The organism is Longispora fulva, assembly GCF_015751905.1.
GTDB classification, from domain to species: domain Bacteria; phylum Actinomycetota; class Actinomycetes; order Mycobacteriales; family Micromonosporaceae; genus Longispora; species Longispora fulva.
The window spans coordinates 3,758,681-3,778,407 of sequence record NZ_JADOUF010000001.1 but is presented as its reverse complement, the minus strand read 5'-3'; the positions used below and the strand labels follow the sequence as shown (position 1 = coordinate 3,778,407).

Genomic DNA, 19,727 nt, shown 5'->3' with positions numbered 1-19,727 from the left:
GCGTCCGCCCGGCCCGGCGTCGCGGCCACCCGCTGGCCGTCGCCGACCGGGCACGCGGGGCGGCCGACGCGCGCCGGGTCGGGCGCCACCGTAACCGGAGAATGATCGTGATCTTCTTCCGTGGGAACCGAAAACCGGTGGGGCCGGCCCGGGGCGGTCATTAGGCTGGCGCGCACTATGACGGCGCACAGACAAGACCCGCGACTCCTCCGCACCGACGACAACTGGCTGGAACTCCCCAACCCGTGGGGGATCCCGGTCGACATCTGCGCCCGGGTCGACGTGCCGGTCGAATCCAGCGCCGTCGACGAGATCCTCACCGTGCTCCGCACGGCCGACACCCTCGAACTCCTCGGCCGCGCGACCGGCCACACCGCCACGATCGACCGGGTCGTGCTCACCCCGGACGTCCACAAGGGAGTCGGCATCCCGATCGGGACCGTGCTGCGCACCCGGGGCGCGCTGCTCCCGCAGGCCGTCGGCAACGACATCAACTGTGGCATGCGCCTGGAGACCACGACCCTCACCGTGGACGACGTCCGCGGGCACCTCGACGGCCTGGAACGCCGTCTGCGACACCTGTTCTTCGAGGGCGGCCGGCGGATCGCCCTGTCCGGCGCGGACCGCGAGGCCCTGCTCCGCGACGGGCTGCCCGGCCTGCTGGCGGAGCGCGGACCCGGCCGGCCCGCCGACGGGATCTGGTCGGCGCTGCGGCCCGGGGACCTGGACCCGGCGGCCGGGATCCACGGCGCCAGCTACCCGACCGCCACCGCCGAGCCGTTCGCCGACTGGATCCGCAGCGCCGGGGGTACCAGCCACGACAGCATCATCGGCAGCGTCGGCGGCGGCAACCACTTCGTGGAGTTGCAGTACGTGGCGGCCGTGCACGACGGGCCGGCCGCCTACGCGTGGGGCCTCACCCCCGGCAGGGTCGTCGTCATGGCGCACAGCGGTTCGCTGTCGCTGGGCCACCAGGCCAACGCGTGCGGCCTCGACCAGGCCCGGGCCGCGTGGCCGACCGGGCTCGCGCTGCCGGACAACAGGATCGTGCCGATGCTCCTCGACGAGCGGTCGGCGGCCCGTCGGCGGCGGTACCTCGACGCGTTCGGCAACGCCGCCAACTTCGCCGTCGGCAACCGGTTCTTCCTCGCCCTGATGATGCGCGCCGGACTGGCCGCCGAGTGCGGCGACCTGGACGCGCACCTGGTGTACGACGCCCCGCACAACCTGCTCTGGCCGGATCCGGACGGCTCCGTGGTGCACCGCAAGGGCGCGACCCCGGCCGGTGGCCCCACGGTGGACGCCCCGTGGGGCGAGCCCGTCATCGTGCCTGGCTCGATGGGCGCGGCCAGCTACGTGCTCCGCGGCCACGGCAGCGACCGGACCCTGGCCAGCGCCTGCCACGGGGCCGGCCGCCGGGTGCCCCGGGGCGCGTCGGCCAGGGGTGGCGACGCCGAACTCGACGCGTTCCTCCGCGACTTCCGGGTCGTCACCCCGCTCGACCACCGCGACCCGGCCGTCCGACGGCGCTCCGACGTCCTGGCGGCCTGGCGGCGCGACCTCAAACAGGAGGCGCCGTGGGCGTACAAGGACATCGGGCCGGTGGTGTCCAGCCTGGACGGCGCGGGGGTCGCGACCCCGGTCGCGGAACTGCGGCCACTGCTGACCGTCAAGGGCTGAGAAGCGGCCTGGCCTCGCGTCGCGCCGGCCAGGTGTCAGAACAGGGTCGGGGCCGCCTCGACGTACTCCTCCAGTAGGTGCGGCCCGTTGTTGCGCACACTGTTCACCAGCGTCGACACCGGCCGCGCCACCAACTCCTCCGTGGACGGCGCGAGCAGAGCACGCAGCTCGTCCGGGTGGCTCGGGGCGGTGCTGAGCCAGGCGTCGAGCGCGCCGGGTCGTACCGTCAAAGGGGTCCGGTCGTGGATGTCGCGCAGCTCCCCGGTCGATTCCGTGGTCAGGATCGTCGCGCTCCACCACCACGCGTCCGGGTGCCCCGCCTCCCGGGTCGAGTCCCGCCACAGCTCGTAGAGCGCGGCCAGGTGCAGCGCCCGGTCATCGGGCCGGTGCAGGAAGAACGGCTGTTTGACGCCGCCGTCCTGGCGCCGCCACTCGAAGTACCCGTCGGCGGGGACCACGGCACGCCGGCTCTTGAACGCGCGGGCGAACGACGGTTTCTCCGCGGCCGTCTCGATCCTGGCGTTGGACAGCTTCGCCGCTCCCGAGCGGTCCTTGGCCCAGGACGGGACGAGGCCCCAGGTCACGACACGGAGCTGGCGTTCGGGGGTGTCGCCGGGGCGGTCGAGGACGGCGTAGATCCTCTTGGTGGGGGCGATGTTGTAGTCGGGGGCGAGGCGCTCGGACAACACGGACTGGTCGACGTCGAACTCGACCCCGAGGTCCTCGGGCGACCGGCTGTTGACGTATCTCCCACACATGCCGCCGAGCCTACCTCCGGTCCCGACGGACCATCCGCCCCACGTCGGGGTGACCCCTCAGGAACTCCGGGGGAAGAGTGAGAGGAACACCCTATCCGAACCCTCCACTGTGCGTGGACCCGCCGACTACGATCCGATCATGAGTGAAGTCCGCGAACTGCGCCTCGTCGTCACGGCCGCCGACTACGACCAGGCCCTCCGCTTCTACCGCGACACCCTCGGCCTCCCCGAACGCGCCGCGTACTCCTCCCCGGACGGTCGGGTGACGATCCTGGAAGCCGGGATCGCGACCCTGGAGATCGCCGACCCGGGCCATGCCGCGTACGTCGACGAGGTGGAGGTCGGCCACCGCGTCGCCGGCCACATCCGGGTCGCCTTCCAGGTGCCGGACGCCCGTGCGGCCACCGAGCGGCTGGCGAACGGGGGAGCGACGGTGCTGGCCCCGCCGACGCGGACGCCGTGGAACTCGCTCAACTCCCGACTGGAGGGCCCGGCGGGCCTGCAGCTGACCCTGTTCACGGAGCTCGGCGAACTCTCCGCCGACGTCACGGACCCGCCGCTGGCCTGACCGCGAGCACACCGCCCGGGGGCCGCGGCGGCGGGCACGCGGCTCGTGTCGGTCAGGTCGCCGCGCCGGACCGGGGCGTCACCCCGTCGACGGCGGCCTGCGCGGCCGCGAGCACCGCCACCACGTCCCGCCCGAACCGCACGTCACACGCGTGCCGTGGCGAGGCCGTCCCGACCTGCCCGATCAGGGCGTCGATCGCCGTCCCGAACGCGTCCACCGACGACCCGGGCCTGCCCTCGACGAGGGGCACGGCGCCGTCCCGCCCGTAGTACACCACCTCGTTGACGGCGACCGGGGCGTCCAGGCTCAGGGACAGCGTGCTGGTCGCGCCGCCGGTGTGCCGGAGCAGCACGTGGCTGATCCCGCCGACCCCGGCCAGGGCCTCGACCCGCTCGACGGGGCCGAGGACGGGCAGGATCAGGGACAGCGCGTGCGGGCCGAGGTCCCAGAGTCCGCCGTGTTCGCGCCGCCACGCGGAGTCCGCGTACGGCCCGCCCGGGGTGAAGATCGACGCGTACAGGGTCGCGCGGGCGCTCGCCCAGGGCCGGGTGGCGGCGTGCGCGAGGAAATCGGCGACGTTGGCGTGGAACCGGTTGGTGAAGAACACCACGGAGGCCAGGTCGCGCGCGTCGACCTCGGCGACGAGCAGGTCGGCGGCCTCGACGGTGAGCGCCACGGGCTTGTCGAGCAGCAGGTGCCGGCCGGCCCGCGCGGCCCGGAGCGCCAGGTCGCCCTGGATGTCGGGCGGCAGGGCGATGGCCACGGCGTCGACCTGGGAGAGCAGCGTGTCTAGGTCGGCGTGTGCCCGGACCCCGTACCGGTCGGCGACGGTCGTGGCCTTGGCCGGCGACCGGCCCCAGACCCCGACGAACTCGACCCCGGGGTGCCGGGCGAGGGCGGCGCCCTGGGTCTCGGCGGCCCAGTGCCCGGTGCCGAGCAGCCCGAACCGGATCACGCCGGATCCCCGGCAGCGGAACCCGACCCGGCCGGCAGGTGACTCCACACCTCCGCGTCGGTCAGGAACGGCGAGGTCGGCGCCCCCTCCACCTGCACCCCGCCGACGCTGAGCGTCCCGTCCCCGCAGGGCACGAACACCAGCGTCAACGCGTTGGCCACGTCCCCGAGCTGGTATGCCTCTGCCCCGTCCAGCGTGACCTCCTTCGGCCCGCTGATGGTCAGCTCCACGTCGCCGCCGGCGGCGCGCAGCCCGGACGCCAGGTCGAGGTCGAAGCTGACCGGCGCGACGGTCACCTCCAACCCCTCCCAGGGCAGGCCCTTCGTCTCGGTGAAGTGCCGGACGAAGTTCTCGGCGAGCCAGCGACCCAGCTCCGGCCTGGCCGCGATCACCCGGGGCCGGCCCTCATGCCACAGGACGAGCGCGTTGCCGGACCCGTGTTCAGACCAGTCGACCCGCCAGGCGGAGGCGAACGCGACCCGTTCGCCGTCCACGGTGAGCAGCAGGCAGGGATTGGCGCAGATCAGGCGTACGGACATGCCGCCAGGTTATCGGGTCGCGAGGCTCCGGAAGTACCCGTAGGACTCCCGGGGCGTCCGCTCGCCGGTCTCGAAGTCGACCCTGACCAGCCCGAACCGCTGGGAGTAGCCCTCGGCCCACTCGAAGTTGTCGAGCAGGGACCAGCAGAAGTACCCCCGGACGTCGACGCCGGCGTCCATCGCGGCCCGCAGCGCGGTCAGGTGTCCGGCGAGGTAGTCGATCCGGTCCCGGTCGGCGAGGGTGTCGGTGAAGGAGGCCCCGTTCTCGGTGATGTAGACCGGCGGCAGGTCGTAGCGGTCCTTCAGCTCCAGCAGGAGCCTGGTCAGGCCGGCGGGCACGATCGGCCAGCCGAACGCCGTGTGCTCGACCCCCTCGTGCTCGGCGAACTCGAAACCGAGCGGGCTGGCGGCGGACGCCCGTACCAGATAAGGGTTGTAGTAGTTGACCCCGAGGAAGTCCAGGGGCGCGCCGATCACCGCGGCGTCCCCGTCGGCGATGACGTCGGAGGCTCCGGGGAACAGGTCGTCGAGGCCGTCGGGGTAGTGCCCGAGCAGCACCGGGTCGCAGAACACCCGGTTCTGCCAGCCGTCGAACCGGGCGGCGGCGAGCGCGTCCTCCGGCGCGTCGCTGGCCGGGGAGACGGGGGCGAGGTTGTGGGTGATGCCGATATTCGTCGCGCCCTGCGCGCGCAGCGCCGCGGTGGCCAGCCCGTGGCTGAGCAGCAGGTGGTGCACGGCGGGGAAGCTGGCGCCGAGCAGGGTCCTGCCGGGCGCGTGCTGCCCGAGCGTGTACCCGTAGGCGGCGTGCACGAACGGCTCGTTGTGCGTGATCCACAGTTTCACCCGGTCGCCGAGCCGGGCGTGCACGTGCGCGGAGTAGTCGGCGAACCGCGCCGCCGTGTCCCGATTCAGCCAGCCGCCGGCGTCCTCGAGGGCCTGGGGGAGGTCCCAGTGGTAGAGGGTGACGGCCGGGTCGATGCCACGTGCGCACAGCTCGTCGACGAGCCGGTCGTAGTGGTCGAGGCCGAGCCGGTTGGGCGCGCCGGCGCCGTCGGCCTGGATCCGGGGCCACGCGATCGAGAACCGGTAGGCGTTCGCTCCGAGTCCGGACAGGAGGTCGACGTCGTCGCGCCAGCGCCGGTAGGAGTCGGTGGCGGTGGCGGCGGTGTCGCCGTTGTTCGTGGGGAAGGAGTCCCAGATCGAGGCTCCCCGGCCGTCGGCGTGCAGGGAGCCCTCGATCTGGAACGCCGCGGTCGCGGCCCCCCAGCGGAAGTCGGCGGGGAACTGCGGAACCTCAGGCCAGTCGCTCATCCATCCAAGGCTATCCGTCCACCCCGGATCGCGAAAGATGAAAACTTCTCAAAAAACTAGAGGGTTACGGCGACACCCACCCCGGCCACGGTTCGCCCGACGGCGGGGGGTCACCCGACCAGCAACTCCACCAGCCGCGCCAGCTCGGCCTCCGGGTCCCCGGTGAGCCCCAGGTGCGTCGGCCCCGGCTGCACGATCGTGCTCCGGGGCGCGGTCAGCCACCCGAACCGCTCCCCGAGCGACTTGCCCTCCGCCGGCCCGTCGCCGGCACAGGTCCCGGCCCACCCCGCGAGGGCCGCCCGCACGGCCCCGAGGTCCAGCCCGGGCGAGAACGCCGCGAGCCGGGCGTCGTCGATCCGCACCCCGAGGGCGAGGAAGTCCCGGCTCTTGCAGAACAGCAGCACCCCGACGTTGACGCACTCGCCGCGCTCGATCCGGGGCACCACCCGGACCAGCGCGTACGAGAACGGGCTCAGCCCGGTCATGCCGCCAGCTCCGGCAGCCAGGAGGAGGTGGCCAGCCGACCGGTCAGGTGCGTCACGTACGCCTCCCGGACCGCGTCGGGGCCCTCGAACCCCGGCTCGTCGTCGATCCACGCGTCGGGGATCAGCGCCACGATCTCGCGCAGCACCTCCGGCGTCACCTTCGGGGCGAGCCGGGCGTGGGCCGCCGGCAGGTCGCGGGCGTAGCGCACCAGCACGTGGTCGTCGGCCTTGAAGGCCCGCTCGACGTGCCGGTCGGCGCGCGGCCAGTTGTGGTGGAAGTACAGCGACGCGCCGTGGTCGATCAGCCACAGCTCGCCGTGCCAGACGATCAGGTTCGGGTTGCGCCAGCTGCGGTCCACGTTCTCGATCAACGCGTCGAGCCACAGGATGGTCGTGGCCAGCTCGGCGGACGGCGGCAGCACCGCCGGGTCGTACGCGAGGGATCCGGGCAGGAAGTCCAGCCCCAGGTTGCGCCCGACGCTTGCCTTGAGCAGCGCCTGGATCTCCGGGTCGGGCTCGCCCATCGCGATGGCCAGGTCCAGCTCGACGAAGGCCAGGTCGGGGACCCGCAGCCCGAGCCGGCGGGCCAGCTCGCCGCCGATGATCTCCGCGGCGAGGGCCTTGGTGCCCTGCCCGGCGCCCCGGAACTTCACCACGTAGGTGCCCAGGTCGTCGGTCTCGAGCAGCCCCGGCAGGGAACCGCCCTCGCGCAGGGGCGTGACGTATCGGATCGCTCTCACCTCAGGAAGCACCCAGAGAGCGTAACGGGTCTTTCCGGAACACCCCTCTGTATTACCGGCCGGTTCTGAGGGCGCGTGGCGGGGGTCCCTAACGAGCGTTAAGCTGACGGGTACACCCTTCAACGATGCCGGGGAGCCCTGAGCCCAGTGAACGTCGAGCGAATTCTGCCCACCGAAGAGGCCGAAGCCCTGATCGGCCTGGCCCAGGAGCTGGCCGACGCCGAGCTCGCCCCCCGGGCCAGCGACTTCGAGGCGCGCGGCGAGTTCCCACGCGAGGTCCTGCGCACCCTGGGCCGCGCCGGCCTCCTCGGCCTGCCGTACGGGGAGAAGTTCGGTGGCGGCGACCAGCCCTACGAGGTCTACCTCCAGGTGCTGGAGATCCTCGCCTCCCGCTGGCTCACCGTGGCCGAGGCGGTGTCCGTGCACACTCTCGCGTGCTACCCGGTCGCCGCGTTCGGCACCGAGGAGCAGAAGGCCCGGTTCCTCCCGGACGCGATCGGCGGCGAGCTGCTCGGGGCGTACTGCCTCTCCGAGCCCGCCGGTGGCTCCGACGCGGCCAACCTGACCACGAAGGCCGTCCGCGACGGCGAGGACTACGTGGTCAACGGCACGAAGGCGTGGATCACCCACGCGGGCGTCGCCGACTTCTACAACGTGTTCTCCCGCACCGGCGGCCCCGGCCCGAAGGGCATCTCCTGCCTGTTCGCCGACGCGACCACCCCCGGCATCGTGCCGCAGAAGCGCGAGAAGACCATGGGCCTGACCGGCTCCCCGGTCGCGCAGGTCGCCTTCGACGACGCCCGGGTGCCGGCCGACCGGCTCGTCGGCGCCGAGGGCATCGGGTTCACGATCGCGATGAGCGCCCTGGACTCCGGCCGGCTCGGCATCGCGGCGTGCGCCGTGGGCCTGGCCCAGGCCGCGCTGGACTACGCGGTGGAGTACGCCCAGGGGCGCCAGCAGTTCGGCAGCCGGATCATCGACTTCCAGGGTCTCGGGTTCATGCTCGCGGACATGGCCACCCAGATCTCCGCCGCCCGCGCGCTGTACCTGTCGGTGGCGCGGCTGCGCGACGCCGGCCGGCCGTACAGCGTCGAGGCCGCCAAGGCGAAGCTGTTCGCCACGGATGTCGCCATGAAGGTCACGATCGACGCGGTGCAGGTCCTCGGCGGCTACGGCTACGTGCACGACCACCCGGTCGAGCGCTACATGCGCGAGGCCAAGATGCTCCAGATCGTCGAGGGCACCAACCAGATCCAGCGCCTGGTGATCTCCCGCTCCCTCGCCGGCAAGCCGTAGTCCCGATCCCGGACGCCCGGCCCGCCCTCCGCGGCGGACCGGGCGTTTCCGCGTGCCGGGCCGGGCTGGGTCCAGGGTCCACGTCCCGTCTGGTACCCGTGCGGGTCCTTTGTTCTATTCCCGCCCGCGATGCGCATCCATAGCCTGACATCTATGACTCGCCTCATAGAAACCACCCATGACACCCCTTCCGTCATTCCGAGGCACCGTGGCTGGCTGATCCTCCTGAGCGTCCTGGCCGGGCTCGCCGTGGCCGTGCTGTGGTCGGCGAAACTCGTCGACAAGGAGATCGGCGGCACGGTGATGGACACGGCGCTCGGCTCCGACGCCGACGCCGCGATCTCCTCGGGCCTGGCCGGCATCGTGTTCGCGTTCGTCTCCGGCCTCGCCGGCACGTTCACCGCGTGCAACGTCGCGGCCTTCAGCGCCGTCGCCCCGATGCTCGCCCGCGACGAGTCCGTCGGCACCAGGCTCGGCACCGTGCTGCGCCCGCTGGGCTTCGTCGCGATCGGCGCCGTCGTGGTCTCCGGCGTGTACGGCGCGATCGGCGCCCTCGTCGGCACCGGCATGCCCCAGTTGTCGGCGGCCAAGGTCGGCGCGGTCAGCGCCCGCTCGGTCCAGGCGATCGTGGTGTTCACGGTCCTCGGCCTGATCTTCGTCTGGCTGGGCCTGGCTGCTGTGAAGGTCCTGCCTGACCCGCTGCGCAGACTGTCCGCCAACGGCCGCATGATCTTCATGGGCGCGCTGATCGGGGCGTTCCTGATCGGCCGCCCCTTCGGCCTGTTCCGCAAGATGTTCGCGTACGCCGCCACCACCCACAACCCGTTCTACGGCGCGTCGGCGTTCATCCTGCAGTCCCTGGGCAACATCGTCGTGATGGCCCTGATCTTCCTGCTTCTCGCGTACGGCACCCGGGGCCGTTTCGCCCGCTGGCTCGTGGCCGTACCGTCGCGGGCGGCGGCCGTGACCGCCGGTTCGTTCCTGGTCGGCGGCGCCTTCATGATCGTGTACTGGGGCCTGCGCGCCGGCTCCAAGTTCGGCTACTGGTGGTTCCCCCAGATGCCCTGGAACTCCTGACCACCCGGCCCGTCGCGTCGCGGACTCCGACCCCCGCACGCGACGGGCCGTCGGCGGAGGCGTCAGGCGACCCGCAGCGGCGGGGGAGTCCGCCCGGTCTGGTGCCGGGCCAGGGCCGCGGCCTCGCCCCGGCTGTTCACCCCGAGCTTGTCGAGAATGTTGTGCACGTGGTTCTTCGCCGTCCGGATCTCGATCGACAGCACCCGTGCGATGTCCTTGTTGGACAGTCCCTGGGTGAGCAGGCCGAGCACCTCCACCTCCCGGGGCGTCAGCGGCACGGACGGCCGCGCGGCCGGCAACCGGGCGGCCAGGGACGCCAGCCGGCGGCCCAGCGCCGCGGCGATCCGCGGCGAGCACAGCAGCTCGTCCCGGGTGACGTGGTCCAGGACCGTCAACAGGTCGGCGAAGGAGCCGTCCCTCGGCAGATAGCCGCGCACTCCGGCCTCGACGAGTTCCAGCACCTCGGCCTCGGACTCGGTGACGCCCAGCGCCACGGTGGGGATCCGGTGCGTCCCGGCGAGCAGGCGGACCATGGGCAGGCCCATCGCGGCGTTCACGAGGGCCACGTCCACCGGACCGGCGGCGATGCCGCGCGCGGCCTGCGCCGGATCCGACACGGTGTCCACTGTGGAGATCCGGTCGTCGCCGCGCAGGCGGTCGGCGAGCGGCTCGGCGTAGAGGCGTGCGTCGTCGACCAGCAGTAGGTGCATCAGTCCACACTCCGGTGGGAGGGGAACGCGACTTCACGTATGCGGGGATATTCACAGATCCACAGTGGCTGGTCAAGGGAACGCGGGCGTCCACGTCGAATCGTCGTGCCAACCAGGAACAACTCCGCGCCGGAGTGGCACAACTACCGGGGCGTCCCCGGGTGTCGCCGCTGTTCCTCCGCGAACGACGACAACCACCCGAAGACGCCCCACACACGACCCGCGAGCCGCCCGGTTCGGCTACTTCTTGCGCGCCAACGTCAACCCGTCCCCGATCGGCAGGATCACCGACTCCACCCGATCGTCGCCCGTCACCAACTCGTTGAACGCCCGGATCGCCACCGTGTCGGCGCTCGTGTCGGCGGGGTCCACCACCCGGCCGCTCCACAGCGTGTTGTCCACCAGGATCACCCCGCCGGGCCGCATCCGGGGCACGAGCTCGGCCCAGTACGTCGGATACCCGGTCTTGTCGGCGTCGATGAACGCGAGGTCGACCGTGGCGTCGGCGGGCAGCGCCGCTAGGGTCTCGGCGGCCGGGGCGATCCGCAGCTCGATCCGGTCGGCGACCCCGGCCCGTTCCCAGTACTTGCGGCCGATGTTCGTCCACTCCTCGCTGACGTCGCAGCACAGCAGGTGGCCGTCCTCGGGCAGGCCTCGGGCGATGGCCAGCGCGGACATCCCGGTGAAGGTGCCGACCTCGACGGCGCTGCGCGCGCCGAGCAGCCGGGCCAGGGTGGTGGTGAACACCGCCTGCTCGGGGGAGATCTGCATGCCGGCGGCCCCGCCGGTCGCGGCGCGGGTCTCGGCGATCAGCTCGGCGACCAGCGGGTCGACCCCACTGTGCGCGGTGATGTAGTCCTGGAGGGTCTGGTCAATGGTCAGATTCCTGCTCGTCATGCCCTCAGGCTACCGCCGGGTCCGGAACGTCCGAGCCTAGGACCTAGTCTCCTAGGATGCACAAGCCACAGTGACCTGCGTCCCAACCACCGGTAACGTCTTCCACCATGGAAGACATCGATCGCGCCATTGTGGCGGCGCTGCGCTCGGACGGCCGCCTGTCCTACACGGATCTGGCCGACCGGGTCGGGTTGTCGGTGTCGGCGGTGCACCAGCGGGTGCGCCGGCTGGAGCAGCGCAACGTCCTGCAGGGCTACTCGGCCCGGATCGACTACGAGGCCCTGGGGCTGCCGCTGACGGCGTTCGTGGCGATCCGGCCGTTCGACGCCTCCCAGCCCGACGACGCGCCGGAGCGGTTGTCGCACCTGCCGGAGGTCGAGTCGTGCTACTCGGTGGCGGGGGAGGATTTCTACCTGCTCATGGTGCGGGTGGCCAGCCCGACGCACCTGGAGCGGCTGCTGCAGGAGATCCGGACCGCCGCCAACGTGACGACTCGGACGACCGTGGTGCTGTCCACGCCGTACGAGGGCCGGCCGGGGCGGATCGGCCAGGAGTAGAGGAGCCAAACGCGGCAAAGAGGTTTCTACCGGGTCGCGTGCACGTGCCACAGGTGGCGGTAACTGCTGGTCAGCCGGGCGGGCGGTGGGGGCAGCCAGGGGCAGGTGTCCAGGGTCGTGGGCTGGTAGGACTCGGCGGTCCAGCCGTGCCCGGCGAGCCACCCGGTCGGGTCGGCGGTGTGCCCGAGGAACGGCGAGCCGCGTTCGACGAGGTAGGCCAGCCATTCCGTGTTCGCGGGGTCGGTGAGGTAGTCGTCGGCCGGGATGTCCAGCTGGACGCTGGATCCGGGGGCGGAGCGGGCGGTGAGCTGGCCGAGCAGGGTGTCGGCGGTGGCCGGGTCCAGGTAGTAGAACAGGCCCTCGACGATCCAGGCGGTCGGCCGGTCCGGGCGGTGGCCGGCGGCGGCCAGGGCGCTGGTCCAGTCGCCGCGCAGGTCGGTCTCCACGGGTGAGATCCGGCAGCTCGGCGTGAGTCCGGCCGTGGCGAGGACGTGGTGCTTGGCGGCGAGCCGGCCGGGCAGGTCGAGTTCGTAGAGCACCAGGTCCTCGGGCAGGTCGAGCCGGTAGCCGCGGGTGTCGGTGCCCGCGCCGAGGGAGACCGCCTGCCGGACGCCCCGGGCCAGGGCCCGGGTGAGGGCCTCGTCGCCGAACCGGCCCCGGACGATGACGATGTCCACGGGGGAGTTCATCGCGCGTAGGGCGGCGAGGGTGCCTTCGGGGTCGGGCCCGGTGAGCAGGGTCGCGTACGGGTCGCGCAGATATCGGTCCGCCCTGGCGGTCTCGTGGGCGCGGATGGCGGCCATCCAGTCGTTGGTGCTTTGAACCGCTTCATCCATGTTGGAAACTCTATGCACGATAGGTGCCCTTTTTCTTGGACATCGAATGGCATCGCTGCCCTCTAGCATGCAGTCCAGACTGCATGCTAACTATGGGGGCAACCTTTGAAGGAGGCACCATGGCGAGAAGATGGACTGTGGCGGTGCTGGTCGCGGGCCTGTTGGTGACGACGGGCCCCGCGTCGACGGCGGTGGCGGCGACCGACGATCCCGGGCGCGTCGCGGCGGTCGGGCCGGGGGAGTTGGTCTCCGCGCGGCAGATCGCGGCTCCAGGGTTCGACGAGGCCACGACCTGGCAGATCTCCTACCGGTCGACGACGGCGCTCGGCCTGCCGAACGTGGTCGGCGGGACGGTGCTCGTGCCGAAGGGTGATCACGCGGGCCCGCGCCCGGTCGTCGGCTACGCGGTCGGCACGCACGGGATGGGCGACCAGTGCGCCCCGTCGCGCCGGATCGCGTCGGGGGCGGAGGGCGAGGCGAACATCATCCGGATGTTCCTCGACAAGGGCCTCGCGGTCGCGGTGACCGACTACGAGGGCCTGGGCACCCCGGGCGACCACACGTACGTGGTGGGCCGCTCGGAGGGCCAGGCGCTGCTGGACGTGGTCCGGGCGGCCGAGCGGCTCGACGGGCTGTCGGTGGCGTCCCCGGTGGCGATCCACGGCTACTCGCAGGGCGGCCAGGCGTCGGGCTGGGCGGCGGAGCTGGCGGGGTCGTACGCGCCGGAGCTGCTGGTCAAGGGCTCTGCGGTGGGCGCGCCACCGGCCGACCTGGCCCGGGTGGCGGCGTTCCAGGACGGCAACGCCGGTGCGGGGCTCATCCTGGCGGCGGGGATCGGCCTGGACGCGGCGTACCCGGAGCTGGGGTTGCGCGGGTATCTCAACCCGTTGGGGACGTTCGCGGTGGCCGACGTGCGCGACGACTGCGTGGCGGAACTCGCGATGAAGTACGCGTTCCGGCGGTTGTCGACGTACACGACGGTGGACGTGTTGGCGCTGCCGGCGTGGCGGGCCCGCATCGACGAGCAGCGGCTGGGCGCGGTCCGGCCGGCCGACCCGGTCCTGCTGTACCACTCGCCGTCGGACGAGTTGTTGCCGTTCGACGTGTCGACGGACCTGCGGGACCGGTGGGGCGCGCTGGGCGCGGACATGACGTGGTGGGCGACGCCGTCGGGCGGGCACGTCACGACGTTGGAGATGATGGCGCCGGCGGTGGTGGGGTGGCTGGCCAACAGAGTTACTGGCTAGTAACCTGGCGGCATGATGACCTTCGAAGCAGTCGTGGCGGCGTTGCGCGACGCCGTGCCGTTCGTGCGCACCCTCGGGCTGGAGTACCTGGAGGTGACCCCGGAGCGGGCCGTCCTGCGGCTGCCCGACAACGAGGCGCACCACAACCACGTCGCAGGCCCGCACGCCGGGGCGATGTTCACCCTGGCCGAGTCCGCGTCGGGGGCCGTCGTGATCGGCAGCTTCGCCGACCAGATGGCCCGGGCGACGCCCCTGGCCGCGCGGGCGGAGATCCGGTACACGAAGCTCGCGATGGGGCCGGTGCTCGCCGAGGCGACGCTGGGCCGGCCGCGCGCGGAGGTCGTCGCCGAGCTCGACGCCGGACAGCGGCCGGAGTTCCCGGTGCACGTGGCGCTGCGGACGGAGGACGGCACCCCGACCGGGGAGATGACCATCTTCTGGACGCTGCGGCCGAACCGGGTCTGACCCGGTAGACGGTTCGACGGGGAGGCGGGCGGTGCCCACCTCCCCGTCGTCGCGCTACTCGTCGTCGCCCAGCCTGAACGACTGTTCGGCGGCGGCCATCTTCCTCTTCAGGGCCGGCACGTGGTTGACCAGCCGCATCCCGGTGCGCATCCCGGCCAGCACCGCCCGGCCGAGGACCGGCCGGTGGATCGGGTCCGCGCCGTTCATCTGCTTCTTGGACGCGGCCACGGCCTCGTAGCCGTACTCGCGCATCCGGGTCTCGTACTCCCCGATGGCGGTGAGCAGGTCCGCGCGCCCGTCGCGGACGGCCGTGAGCGTGCGGGTCAGCAGCGCGGCGTCGCGCAGCGCCGTGTTGGCCCCGATGCCCCGGCCGGGGGTCATGGTGTGGATGGCGTCGCCGAGCAGCGTGACGGTGCTCGGCCGCCACGGTGCGACGGGTACCGAGGTGCGGATGTTGACCCGGAACACGGTGTCGGCCTCGGTACGGGCGAACAGGCGGCGCAGGTCGGGGTGCCAGGTGCCGGTCATCGCCCGCACCTGGTCGAGCAGCGCCGGGCCCCTGCGGTCGCCGAAGTCGGCGGGGAACTTGTCGGCGGCGGCGGAGAAGCCCCACATGATGTAGTCGCGGGTGTTGTCGAACAGCAGCCCGGGCCAGGCGGCGATCAGGGCGGCGTCGGTGCCGCCGATCCCCGTTTTCACGGTGCCGTCGCGGCCCCACGGGAACTCCATCACGTGCAGGATCAGGAACTGCCCGCCGGGTGCGAAGACCGTGGAGATGCCGTGGAACGCCCGGTCGGGCAGGAGTGCGCGGGTCTCGGGGGTGAGCGCGACCTTGCCGCCGACCGCGAGGATGCCGGCGTCCTCGAGCCGGGCGTGGGGGAGGTACTGCCGGCGGACCACGGAGTTCGAGCCGTCGGCGGCGACGAGCACGTCGCCGTCCACGGTGGTGCCGTCGGCGAAGTGCGCGGTGACTGTGCCGTCGGGGTGCTGGTCGTAGCCGGTGCACTCGCGGTCGAAGTGCGTGACGTCCTCCAGTCCGGTGAGGAGCACCTGGCGCAGGGTCATCCGGCTGACGGACCGTTCGTTGTCCTCCGGGGCCGGCCGCTCGACGAGGTCCATGGTCAGGACCTCGCGGAACTTCTCGGTGTACGTGCTGAAGTGCCGGGGCGCGCGGGCGCAGGTGGCGAGGAACGTGCGGTAGAGCTCGGGGGGCAGGCAGCGTGACAGGGCGCGGCTGCCCGAGGGGCTGATCCCGACCCGGTAGCCCTGCAGGCCGCCGGTGCGGGTCCGGTCGCGTTCGTGGACGCTGACGTCGATGCCGGCGCGGCGCAGGCCGTGGGCGAGGCAGAGGCCGCCGGTGCCGGCGCCGATGACGATGACTCTCATGGGTGTGTACTCCTGAACTGGGCGGCGAACGCGCGCAGCTCCTCCAGGCTCCAGCTGAGGGAGCCGTCGCGCAGTTCGGTGACGAGGGAGGTGACCCAGCCGAGTTCGGCCGCGGTGACGGCGCGCAGGTACTCGGACTCGACGAGCGTGACCCGGGGCAGCACGGGCCCGTACTCGTCGAGTTCTGTCGTGAGCTGGGCCAGTCGGGCCGCGAGCGCCTCGGCGCGCCGGGCGAGGTGTCCGGCGGCCTCGGCCGGGGTGAGCAGGGGCAGGAAGCTCATCGCGGCCGGGAAGTCGGGGAACTCGGCGGCCGGGTGGGCGAGCATGTCGGCCATCCAGGTCCGGGCGGCGGTCGTGCCGGCGTCGGTGACCGCGTAGACGGTGCGCTCGGGGCGGGCGGTGTCGCGGGTGGTGGCCTCGACGGTGATCAGGTCGGCCGCGAGGAGCCGGTCGATCGTCTTGTAGAGGCTGGCGCGGTGTCCGACGTTGACGACCTGGTCCTTGTGGCGCTGCCGGATGAGCTGCTGCATCCGGTACGGGTGCATGGGCTCTTCGATGAGGAGCGCGAGTACCGCGAGGGCCAGGGGTGAACGGCGAAACGTCATAGGTGCAAAGCTACTAGTTGCCTGGCAACTATGCAACCGGGTACCGGAAACCGGGCACCCGCGCCGGGCCCAGCCCCTAGCGTGGTGGCATGGATCCGCTGCGCGGCACGAGGGCCGCGTTGCTGTTCGCGCTGGTCGTGGCCGTCCTCGACATCCTGCTCGGCGACACCGAGCAGACCTACCTCGCGCCCCTGCTGATCGCGGCCCCCGCCATGGCGGCCGGAGCGGCCAGCCCCGCCGGGGTCGCGGTCGTCGGCGCGGTGGTCCTCGCGGTCCGCTACCTCCTGGCGATCTACGACAACGTGCTGTCCGAGACAGGCGACACCCGGATCTTCGCGATCCGCACCGTCGGGTACGTCGCCGTCACCGCCGCCGCGATGGCCCTCGCCGCCCGCCGGCAACGCGGGGAGAGCAAACTGCGCGCCGTCACGTCCGTGGCCCTCGCGGCCCAGCACGCGATCCTGCGCGACCTGCCGGCGGCGGTCACCGACGTCCGGGTCGGGCTGCGCTACGTCTCCGCCGCCGACGAGGCCCTGATCGGCGGCGACCTCTACGACGTGGCTGCCACCCCGTACGGCACCAGGATCCTGATCGGCGACGTCAAGGGCAGCGGCCTGGGCGCGGTGTACGCGGCGTCCATCGTGCTCGGCGCGTTCCGGGCCCTCGCCTACGACGAGCCGGACCTGGCCGAGCTGGGGCGCCGGGTCGAGAGCACCGTGTACCGGCACCTGGCGGCCGACGACTTCATCACCGCCCTGTTTCTGCAGGTCGGGGCCGACGACGTGACCGTGCTGCACCGTGGGCATGTGCCGCCGCTCGTGGTGCGCCCCGACCGGACCGTGGCCACCCTGGACACCGCCGTGCCGGGGCCGCCGTTGGGGTTCGGGCACCTCGTCGACACCCGGCCGGCCCCGTGGTCGGCGGCGTTCAAGGAGGGCGACACGCTCGTGCTGTACACCGACGGGGTGGTCGAGGCGCGCGGGGAGGGCGGGTTCTATCCCCTCACCCGGCGGGTGGTGGCGCTGGTCGACGGGGACCTCGACGCGAGTGCGGGGCGGCTGCACGCGGATCTGCTGCGGCACACCGGGCGGGCGCTGACCGACGACGCGGTGCTGTTGCTGGTGGCCAGGAACCCTTTACTGTAAACAATATTTCTCATAGTGTGCCATCGACACCCCTCACTCCCGCCGGTCGGCGGGACGTCGAAAGGCCCTCTCATGCGCATGAGCACGCGCGCCCTCGCCCTGCTGCTCGTCCTCGCGGCCGTCGGCACCGCGTCCCCGGCCCGGGCGGCCGGTCCCAACGGCTCCACACCGGCCGGCTCCATCCCGGCCGCCGCCGGTTCCGCCCGGGCCGCCGCCGGTCCGACCGGTGACATCGTCTACGCCACCCGGGGCGACGGCCGGGTCCTCGCCCTCACCTTTGACGACGGACCCTCGCCCGACTGGACCCCACAGGTTCTCGACCTGCTGCGCCAGCGCAAGGTCCGGGCGACGTTCTGCCTGCTCGGCAGCCAGGCGCAGGCCCACCCCGATCTGGTGCGCCGGATTGTCGCCGACGGGCACGCGGTGTGCAACCACACCTGGAAGCACGACTACCTGGCCGACTGGACCCCGGAGGCGGTCCGCGCGGACCTGTCGGCGACCAGTGCCGCGATCCGGGCGGCGGCCGGGGACCCGGCGTTGCCGATCCGCTACTTCCGGGCCCCCTACGCCGGCTGGGGGGTGTCCCCGGCCGTCGCCGCGGAGTTGGGCATGACCGCCCTGGCGTGGACCATGGACCCGCGGGACTGGGACGGTTCCGGCGCGGAGGCGATCACGGCGCGGCTGCGGGCCCAGGCGTACCCGACGGCCGTGGCGTTGTCGCACGACGGCGGGGGCTGGCGGCAGCCGACGCTGGACGCGTACACGGTGATGATCCCGGAGTGGCAGGGCGGCGGGTGGGGGTTCGACCTGCCGGCCGTGACCGGTGGGCCGTATCCGCCGGCGTGCACGGCGCCGGCCTGGCGGGCGCACGACACGCACGTCGGCGGGGACCGGGTGTCGCGGGGCGGGCGGGTCTACCAGGCCAACTGGTGGACGACGCTGGAGGATCCGCGCACGGCGTGGTGGGTGTGGAGCGACCTGGGCCCCTGCTGACACGACGACGCCCGCCCCAGGTGGGGCGGGCGTCGAGGTCGTTCTAGTAGGCCAGCGCGGCGGCCGTGCGGGAGGCCTGGGCGACGACCTGGGCCGCCGGGTCCTCGACCGGGTGCTGCTCGCGCCACCAGGCCTGGCCGGCTTCCGGCAGCGTGTAGATCGGATCGTAGTAGGCGTAGGTGCGTTCGAGGGCTTCGGTGTCGGTGGCCTCGATGGACGTGCGGTAGTTCTTCGTCCAGTACGAGATGCCCTTGTCCCGGTCGTACTCGCTGAGCATGTGCACCCAGCGCTTCCCGACGAACGGCACGTCGCACACGATGCGCGGCGTCGCGTATCCGGGCAGGTAGCCCATGATCGCGTGCTGGAGGTGCTGGGCCTCCCACACCGAGACCCGCCAGTGTTCGGCGTTGGGGATCAGGTCGCACATGTAGAAGTAGTAGGGGAGGATGTTCGCCTCGCCCTGCAGCGCGAAGCACAGGTCCAGCAGGTCCACACTGGTCGCGTTGACGCCGCGCATCAGCACGCCCTGGTTGCGCACGTCGCGCACGCCGACGTCGATCGCGGTCCGCGCGGCCTTGGCGACCAGCGGGGTGACGGAGTTGGCGTGGTTGACGTGGGTGTGGATGGCGAGGTTGACGCCCCGGCGGTGCGCGGTGTTCGCGACCCGCTCCAGGCCCTCGACGACGTCGTTCTGCAGCCAGTGCTGCGGCAGGCCGGCCAGGGCCTTGGTGGCCAGCCGGATGTCGCGGATGGTGTCGATGTCCAGCAGCCGCATCAGGTAGGACTCGAGGTTCTTCCACGGCACGTTGGCCACGTCGCCGCCGGAGACCACGACGTCGCGCACGCCGGGCTGCGACTTGAGGTAGTTGATGTGCGCGTCGTAGCGGTCCACCGGCTTGAGCGACAGCTTGAGCTTGTCGATCGTGGGGGTCGAGTTGCCGACGAGGTCCATCCGGGTGCAGTGCCCGCAGTACTGCGGGCAGGTGGACAGCAGCTCCGCGAGCACCTTCGTCGGGTACCGGTGGGTCAGGCCCTCGGCCACCCACATGTCGTGCTCGTGCAGCGAGTCGCGCGTCGCGTACGGGTGCGACGGGAAGTCGGTGCGCCGGTCGGACAGCACCGGCAGCATGTACTTGCGGACCGGGTCGGCGTAGAACGACTCGGTGGTCGGCACCTCGTGCGGGACCATCGTGTTCATCATCTGCGGCGGGACCAGCATCGACATCGTCGCGCGCTGGGCCTGGTCGGCCTCGAGGTCGGCGTAGAACGACTCGTCGAGCAGGTCGCCCATCAGGGCGCGCAGCTGCTTGACGTTCTTCACGCAGTTGACCCGCTGCCACTGCGCGGACTCCCACTGCTCGCGGGTGACTGTCCGGTACCCGGGCAGCCGCGTCCAGTCCGGCTCGACGATCTCCCGGCGCCGGTACTCGTAAGGCTGCTCGGCCATGTCACCCCTCCTACAAAAAATATATGCCTG

21 protein-coding genes are annotated in these 19,727 nt (G+C 72.2%); 9 read left to right on the top strand and 12 right to left on the bottom strand.

Going from position 1 to position 19,727, the window contains the following annotated elements; translation table 11 throughout:
• Positions 1-177: 177 nt before the first annotated feature.
• A complete protein-coding gene (locus IW245_RS16660) occupies positions 178-1,680 on the top strand; it encodes an RtcB family protein (protein WP_197004091.1) in 1,503 nt (500 codons plus the stop codon).
• A gap of 35 nt (positions 1,681-1,715) precedes the next feature.
• Here IW245_RS16660 and IW245_RS16655 read toward each other — a convergent pair whose 3' ends face one another.
• Positions 1,716-2,438 (bottom strand): SOS response-associated peptidase, encoded by a 723-nt coding sequence (locus IW245_RS16655; RefSeq protein ID WP_197004090.1) that lies wholly within the window; start codon positions 2,436-2,438, stop codon positions 1,716-1,718.
• 139 nt (positions 2,439-2,577) lie between these two features.
• On the opposite strand from IW245_RS16655, the gene IW245_RS16650 reads away from it, so the two are divergent.
• Positions 2,578-3,006 carry a VOC family protein gene (locus IW245_RS16650; RefSeq protein WP_197004089.1) on the top strand — a complete coding sequence of 143 codons (429 nt, stop codon included), beginning with the start codon at positions 2,578-2,580 and terminating at the stop codon, positions 3,004-3,006.
• A 52-nt stretch (positions 3,007-3,058) separates the two neighbouring features.
• Here IW245_RS16650 and IW245_RS16645 read toward each other — a convergent pair whose 3' ends face one another.
• The 5 genes from IW245_RS16645 to IW245_RS16625 all read right to left on the bottom strand — a co-directional run bounded on the left by IW245_RS16645 (position 3,059) and on the right by IW245_RS16625 (position 7,036).
• Positions 3,059-3,961 (bottom strand): Gfo/Idh/MocA family protein, encoded by a 903-nt coding sequence (locus tag IW245_RS16645; protein WP_197004088.1) that lies wholly within the window; start codon positions 3,959-3,961, stop codon positions 3,059-3,061.
• Positions 3,958-4,500, bottom strand: coding sequence for a hypothetical protein (locus IW245_RS16640; protein ID WP_197004087.1), 543 nt, complete (start codon positions 4,498-4,500; stop codon positions 3,958-3,960). Before IW245_RS16640 ends, IW245_RS16645 begins: the two co-directional genes overlap by 4 nt.
• Positions 4,501-4,509: 9 nt before the next feature.
• Entirely contained in the window at positions 4,510-5,811 is a 1,302-nt protein-coding gene (locus IW245_RS16635) for a GH1 family beta-glucosidase (RefSeq protein ID WP_197004086.1), read from the bottom strand.
• Between the two features lie 110 nt (positions 5,812-5,921).
• The gene (locus tag IW245_RS16630; protein WP_197004085.1) at positions 5,922-6,296 is read right to left on the bottom strand and encodes a DUF3037 domain-containing protein; all 375 of its coding nucleotides are present in this window, start codon (positions 6,294-6,296) and stop codon (positions 5,922-5,924) included.
• Positions 6,293-7,036 (bottom strand): HipA family kinase, encoded by a 744-nt coding sequence (locus IW245_RS16625; RefSeq protein WP_197004084.1) that lies wholly within the window; start codon positions 7,034-7,036, stop codon positions 6,293-6,295. The genes IW245_RS16630 and IW245_RS16625 overlap by 4 nt, the downstream gene beginning before the upstream one ends.
• 147 nt (positions 7,037-7,183) lie before the next feature.
• Here IW245_RS16625 and IW245_RS16620 point away from each other — a divergent pair, with 147 nt between their 5' ends.
• Together IW245_RS16620 and IW245_RS16615 are read left to right on the top strand one after the other, a co-directional pair.
• On the top strand, positions 7,184-8,332 hold the full coding sequence (locus tag IW245_RS16620; RefSeq protein ID WP_197004083.1) for an acyl-CoA dehydrogenase family protein: 1,149 nt from the start codon (positions 7,184-7,186) through the stop codon (positions 8,330-8,332).
• Positions 8,333-8,485: 153 nt separating this feature from the next.
• Positions 8,486-9,409: a hypothetical protein gene (locus IW245_RS16615; protein ID WP_197004082.1), complete on the top strand. Its 924-nt coding sequence runs from the start codon at positions 8,486-8,488 to the stop codon at positions 9,407-9,409.
• A 62-nt stretch (positions 9,410-9,471) separates the two neighbouring features.
• Here the strand turns inward: IW245_RS16615 and IW245_RS16610 are convergent, their stop codons facing one another.
• Complete coding sequence (locus IW245_RS16610; RefSeq protein ID WP_197004081.1) at positions 9,472-10,119, bottom strand: response regulator transcription factor; 648 nt, start codon at positions 10,117-10,119, stop codon at positions 9,472-9,474.
• A 240-nt stretch (positions 10,120-10,359) separates the two neighbouring features.
• Positions 10,360-11,016 (bottom strand): O-methyltransferase, encoded by a 657-nt coding sequence (locus IW245_RS16605; RefSeq protein WP_197004080.1) that lies wholly within the window; start codon positions 11,014-11,016, stop codon positions 10,360-10,362.
• Positions 11,017-11,123: 107 nt separating this feature from the next.
• Here IW245_RS16605 and IW245_RS16600 point away from each other — a divergent pair, with 107 nt between their 5' ends.
• Positions 11,124-11,573 (top strand): Lrp/AsnC family transcriptional regulator, encoded by a 450-nt coding sequence (locus IW245_RS16600; protein WP_197004079.1) that lies wholly within the window; start codon positions 11,124-11,126, stop codon positions 11,571-11,573.
• A gap of 26 nt (positions 11,574-11,599) precedes the next feature.
• On the opposite strand, the gene IW245_RS16595 is transcribed toward IW245_RS16600, so the two are convergent.
• The gene (locus IW245_RS16595) at positions 11,600-12,409 is read right to left on the bottom strand and encodes an SAM-dependent methyltransferase (RefSeq protein WP_197004078.1); all 810 of its coding nucleotides are present in this window, start codon (positions 12,407-12,409) and stop codon (positions 11,600-11,602) included.
• A 119-nt stretch (positions 12,410-12,528) separates the two neighbouring features.
• Between IW245_RS16595 and IW245_RS16590 the strand changes: the two genes are divergently transcribed.
• Both IW245_RS16590 and IW245_RS16585 read left to right on the top strand, forming a co-directional pair.
• Complete coding sequence (locus IW245_RS16590) at positions 12,529-13,656, top strand: lipase family protein (RefSeq protein ID WP_197004077.1); 1,128 nt, start codon at positions 12,529-12,531, stop codon at positions 13,654-13,656.
• Between the two features lie 12 nt (positions 13,657-13,668).
• On the top strand, positions 13,669-14,121 hold the full coding sequence (locus IW245_RS16585; RefSeq protein WP_372445168.1) for a DUF4442 domain-containing protein: 453 nt from the start codon (positions 13,669-13,671) through the stop codon (positions 14,119-14,121).
• A 54-nt stretch (positions 14,122-14,175) separates the two neighbouring features.
• Here IW245_RS16585 and IW245_RS16580 read toward each other — a convergent pair whose 3' ends face one another.
• Positions 14,176-15,507 carry an FAD-dependent oxidoreductase gene (locus IW245_RS16580; protein WP_197004076.1) on the bottom strand — a complete coding sequence of 444 codons (1,332 nt, stop codon included), beginning with the start codon at positions 15,505-15,507 and terminating at the stop codon, positions 14,176-14,178.
• Complete coding sequence (locus IW245_RS16575; protein ID WP_197004075.1) at positions 15,504-16,112, bottom strand: PadR family transcriptional regulator; 609 nt, start codon at positions 16,110-16,112, stop codon at positions 15,504-15,506. The genes IW245_RS16580 and IW245_RS16575 overlap by 4 nt, the downstream gene beginning before the upstream one ends.
• 89 nt (positions 16,113-16,201) lie before the next feature.
• On the opposite strand from IW245_RS16575, the gene IW245_RS16570 reads away from it, so the two are divergent.
• Together IW245_RS16570 and IW245_RS16565 are read left to right on the top strand one after the other, a co-directional pair.
• Positions 16,202-17,257 (top strand): PP2C family protein-serine/threonine phosphatase, encoded by a 1,056-nt coding sequence (locus IW245_RS16570; RefSeq protein ID WP_197004074.1) that lies wholly within the window; start codon positions 16,202-16,204, stop codon positions 17,255-17,257.
• Positions 17,258-17,335: 78 nt separating this feature from the next.
• Positions 17,336-18,250: a polysaccharide deacetylase family protein gene (locus IW245_RS16565; RefSeq protein WP_197004073.1), complete on the top strand. Its 915-nt coding sequence runs from the start codon at positions 17,336-17,338 to the stop codon at positions 18,248-18,250.
• Positions 18,251-18,293: 43 nt separating this feature from the next.
• Here the strand turns inward: IW245_RS16565 and IW245_RS16560 are convergent, their stop codons facing one another.
• Positions 18,294-19,697 (bottom strand): KamA family radical SAM protein, encoded by a 1,404-nt coding sequence (locus tag IW245_RS16560; protein ID WP_197004072.1) that lies wholly within the window; start codon positions 19,695-19,697, stop codon positions 18,294-18,296.
• Between the last annotated feature and the right edge of the window lie 30 nt (positions 19,698-19,727).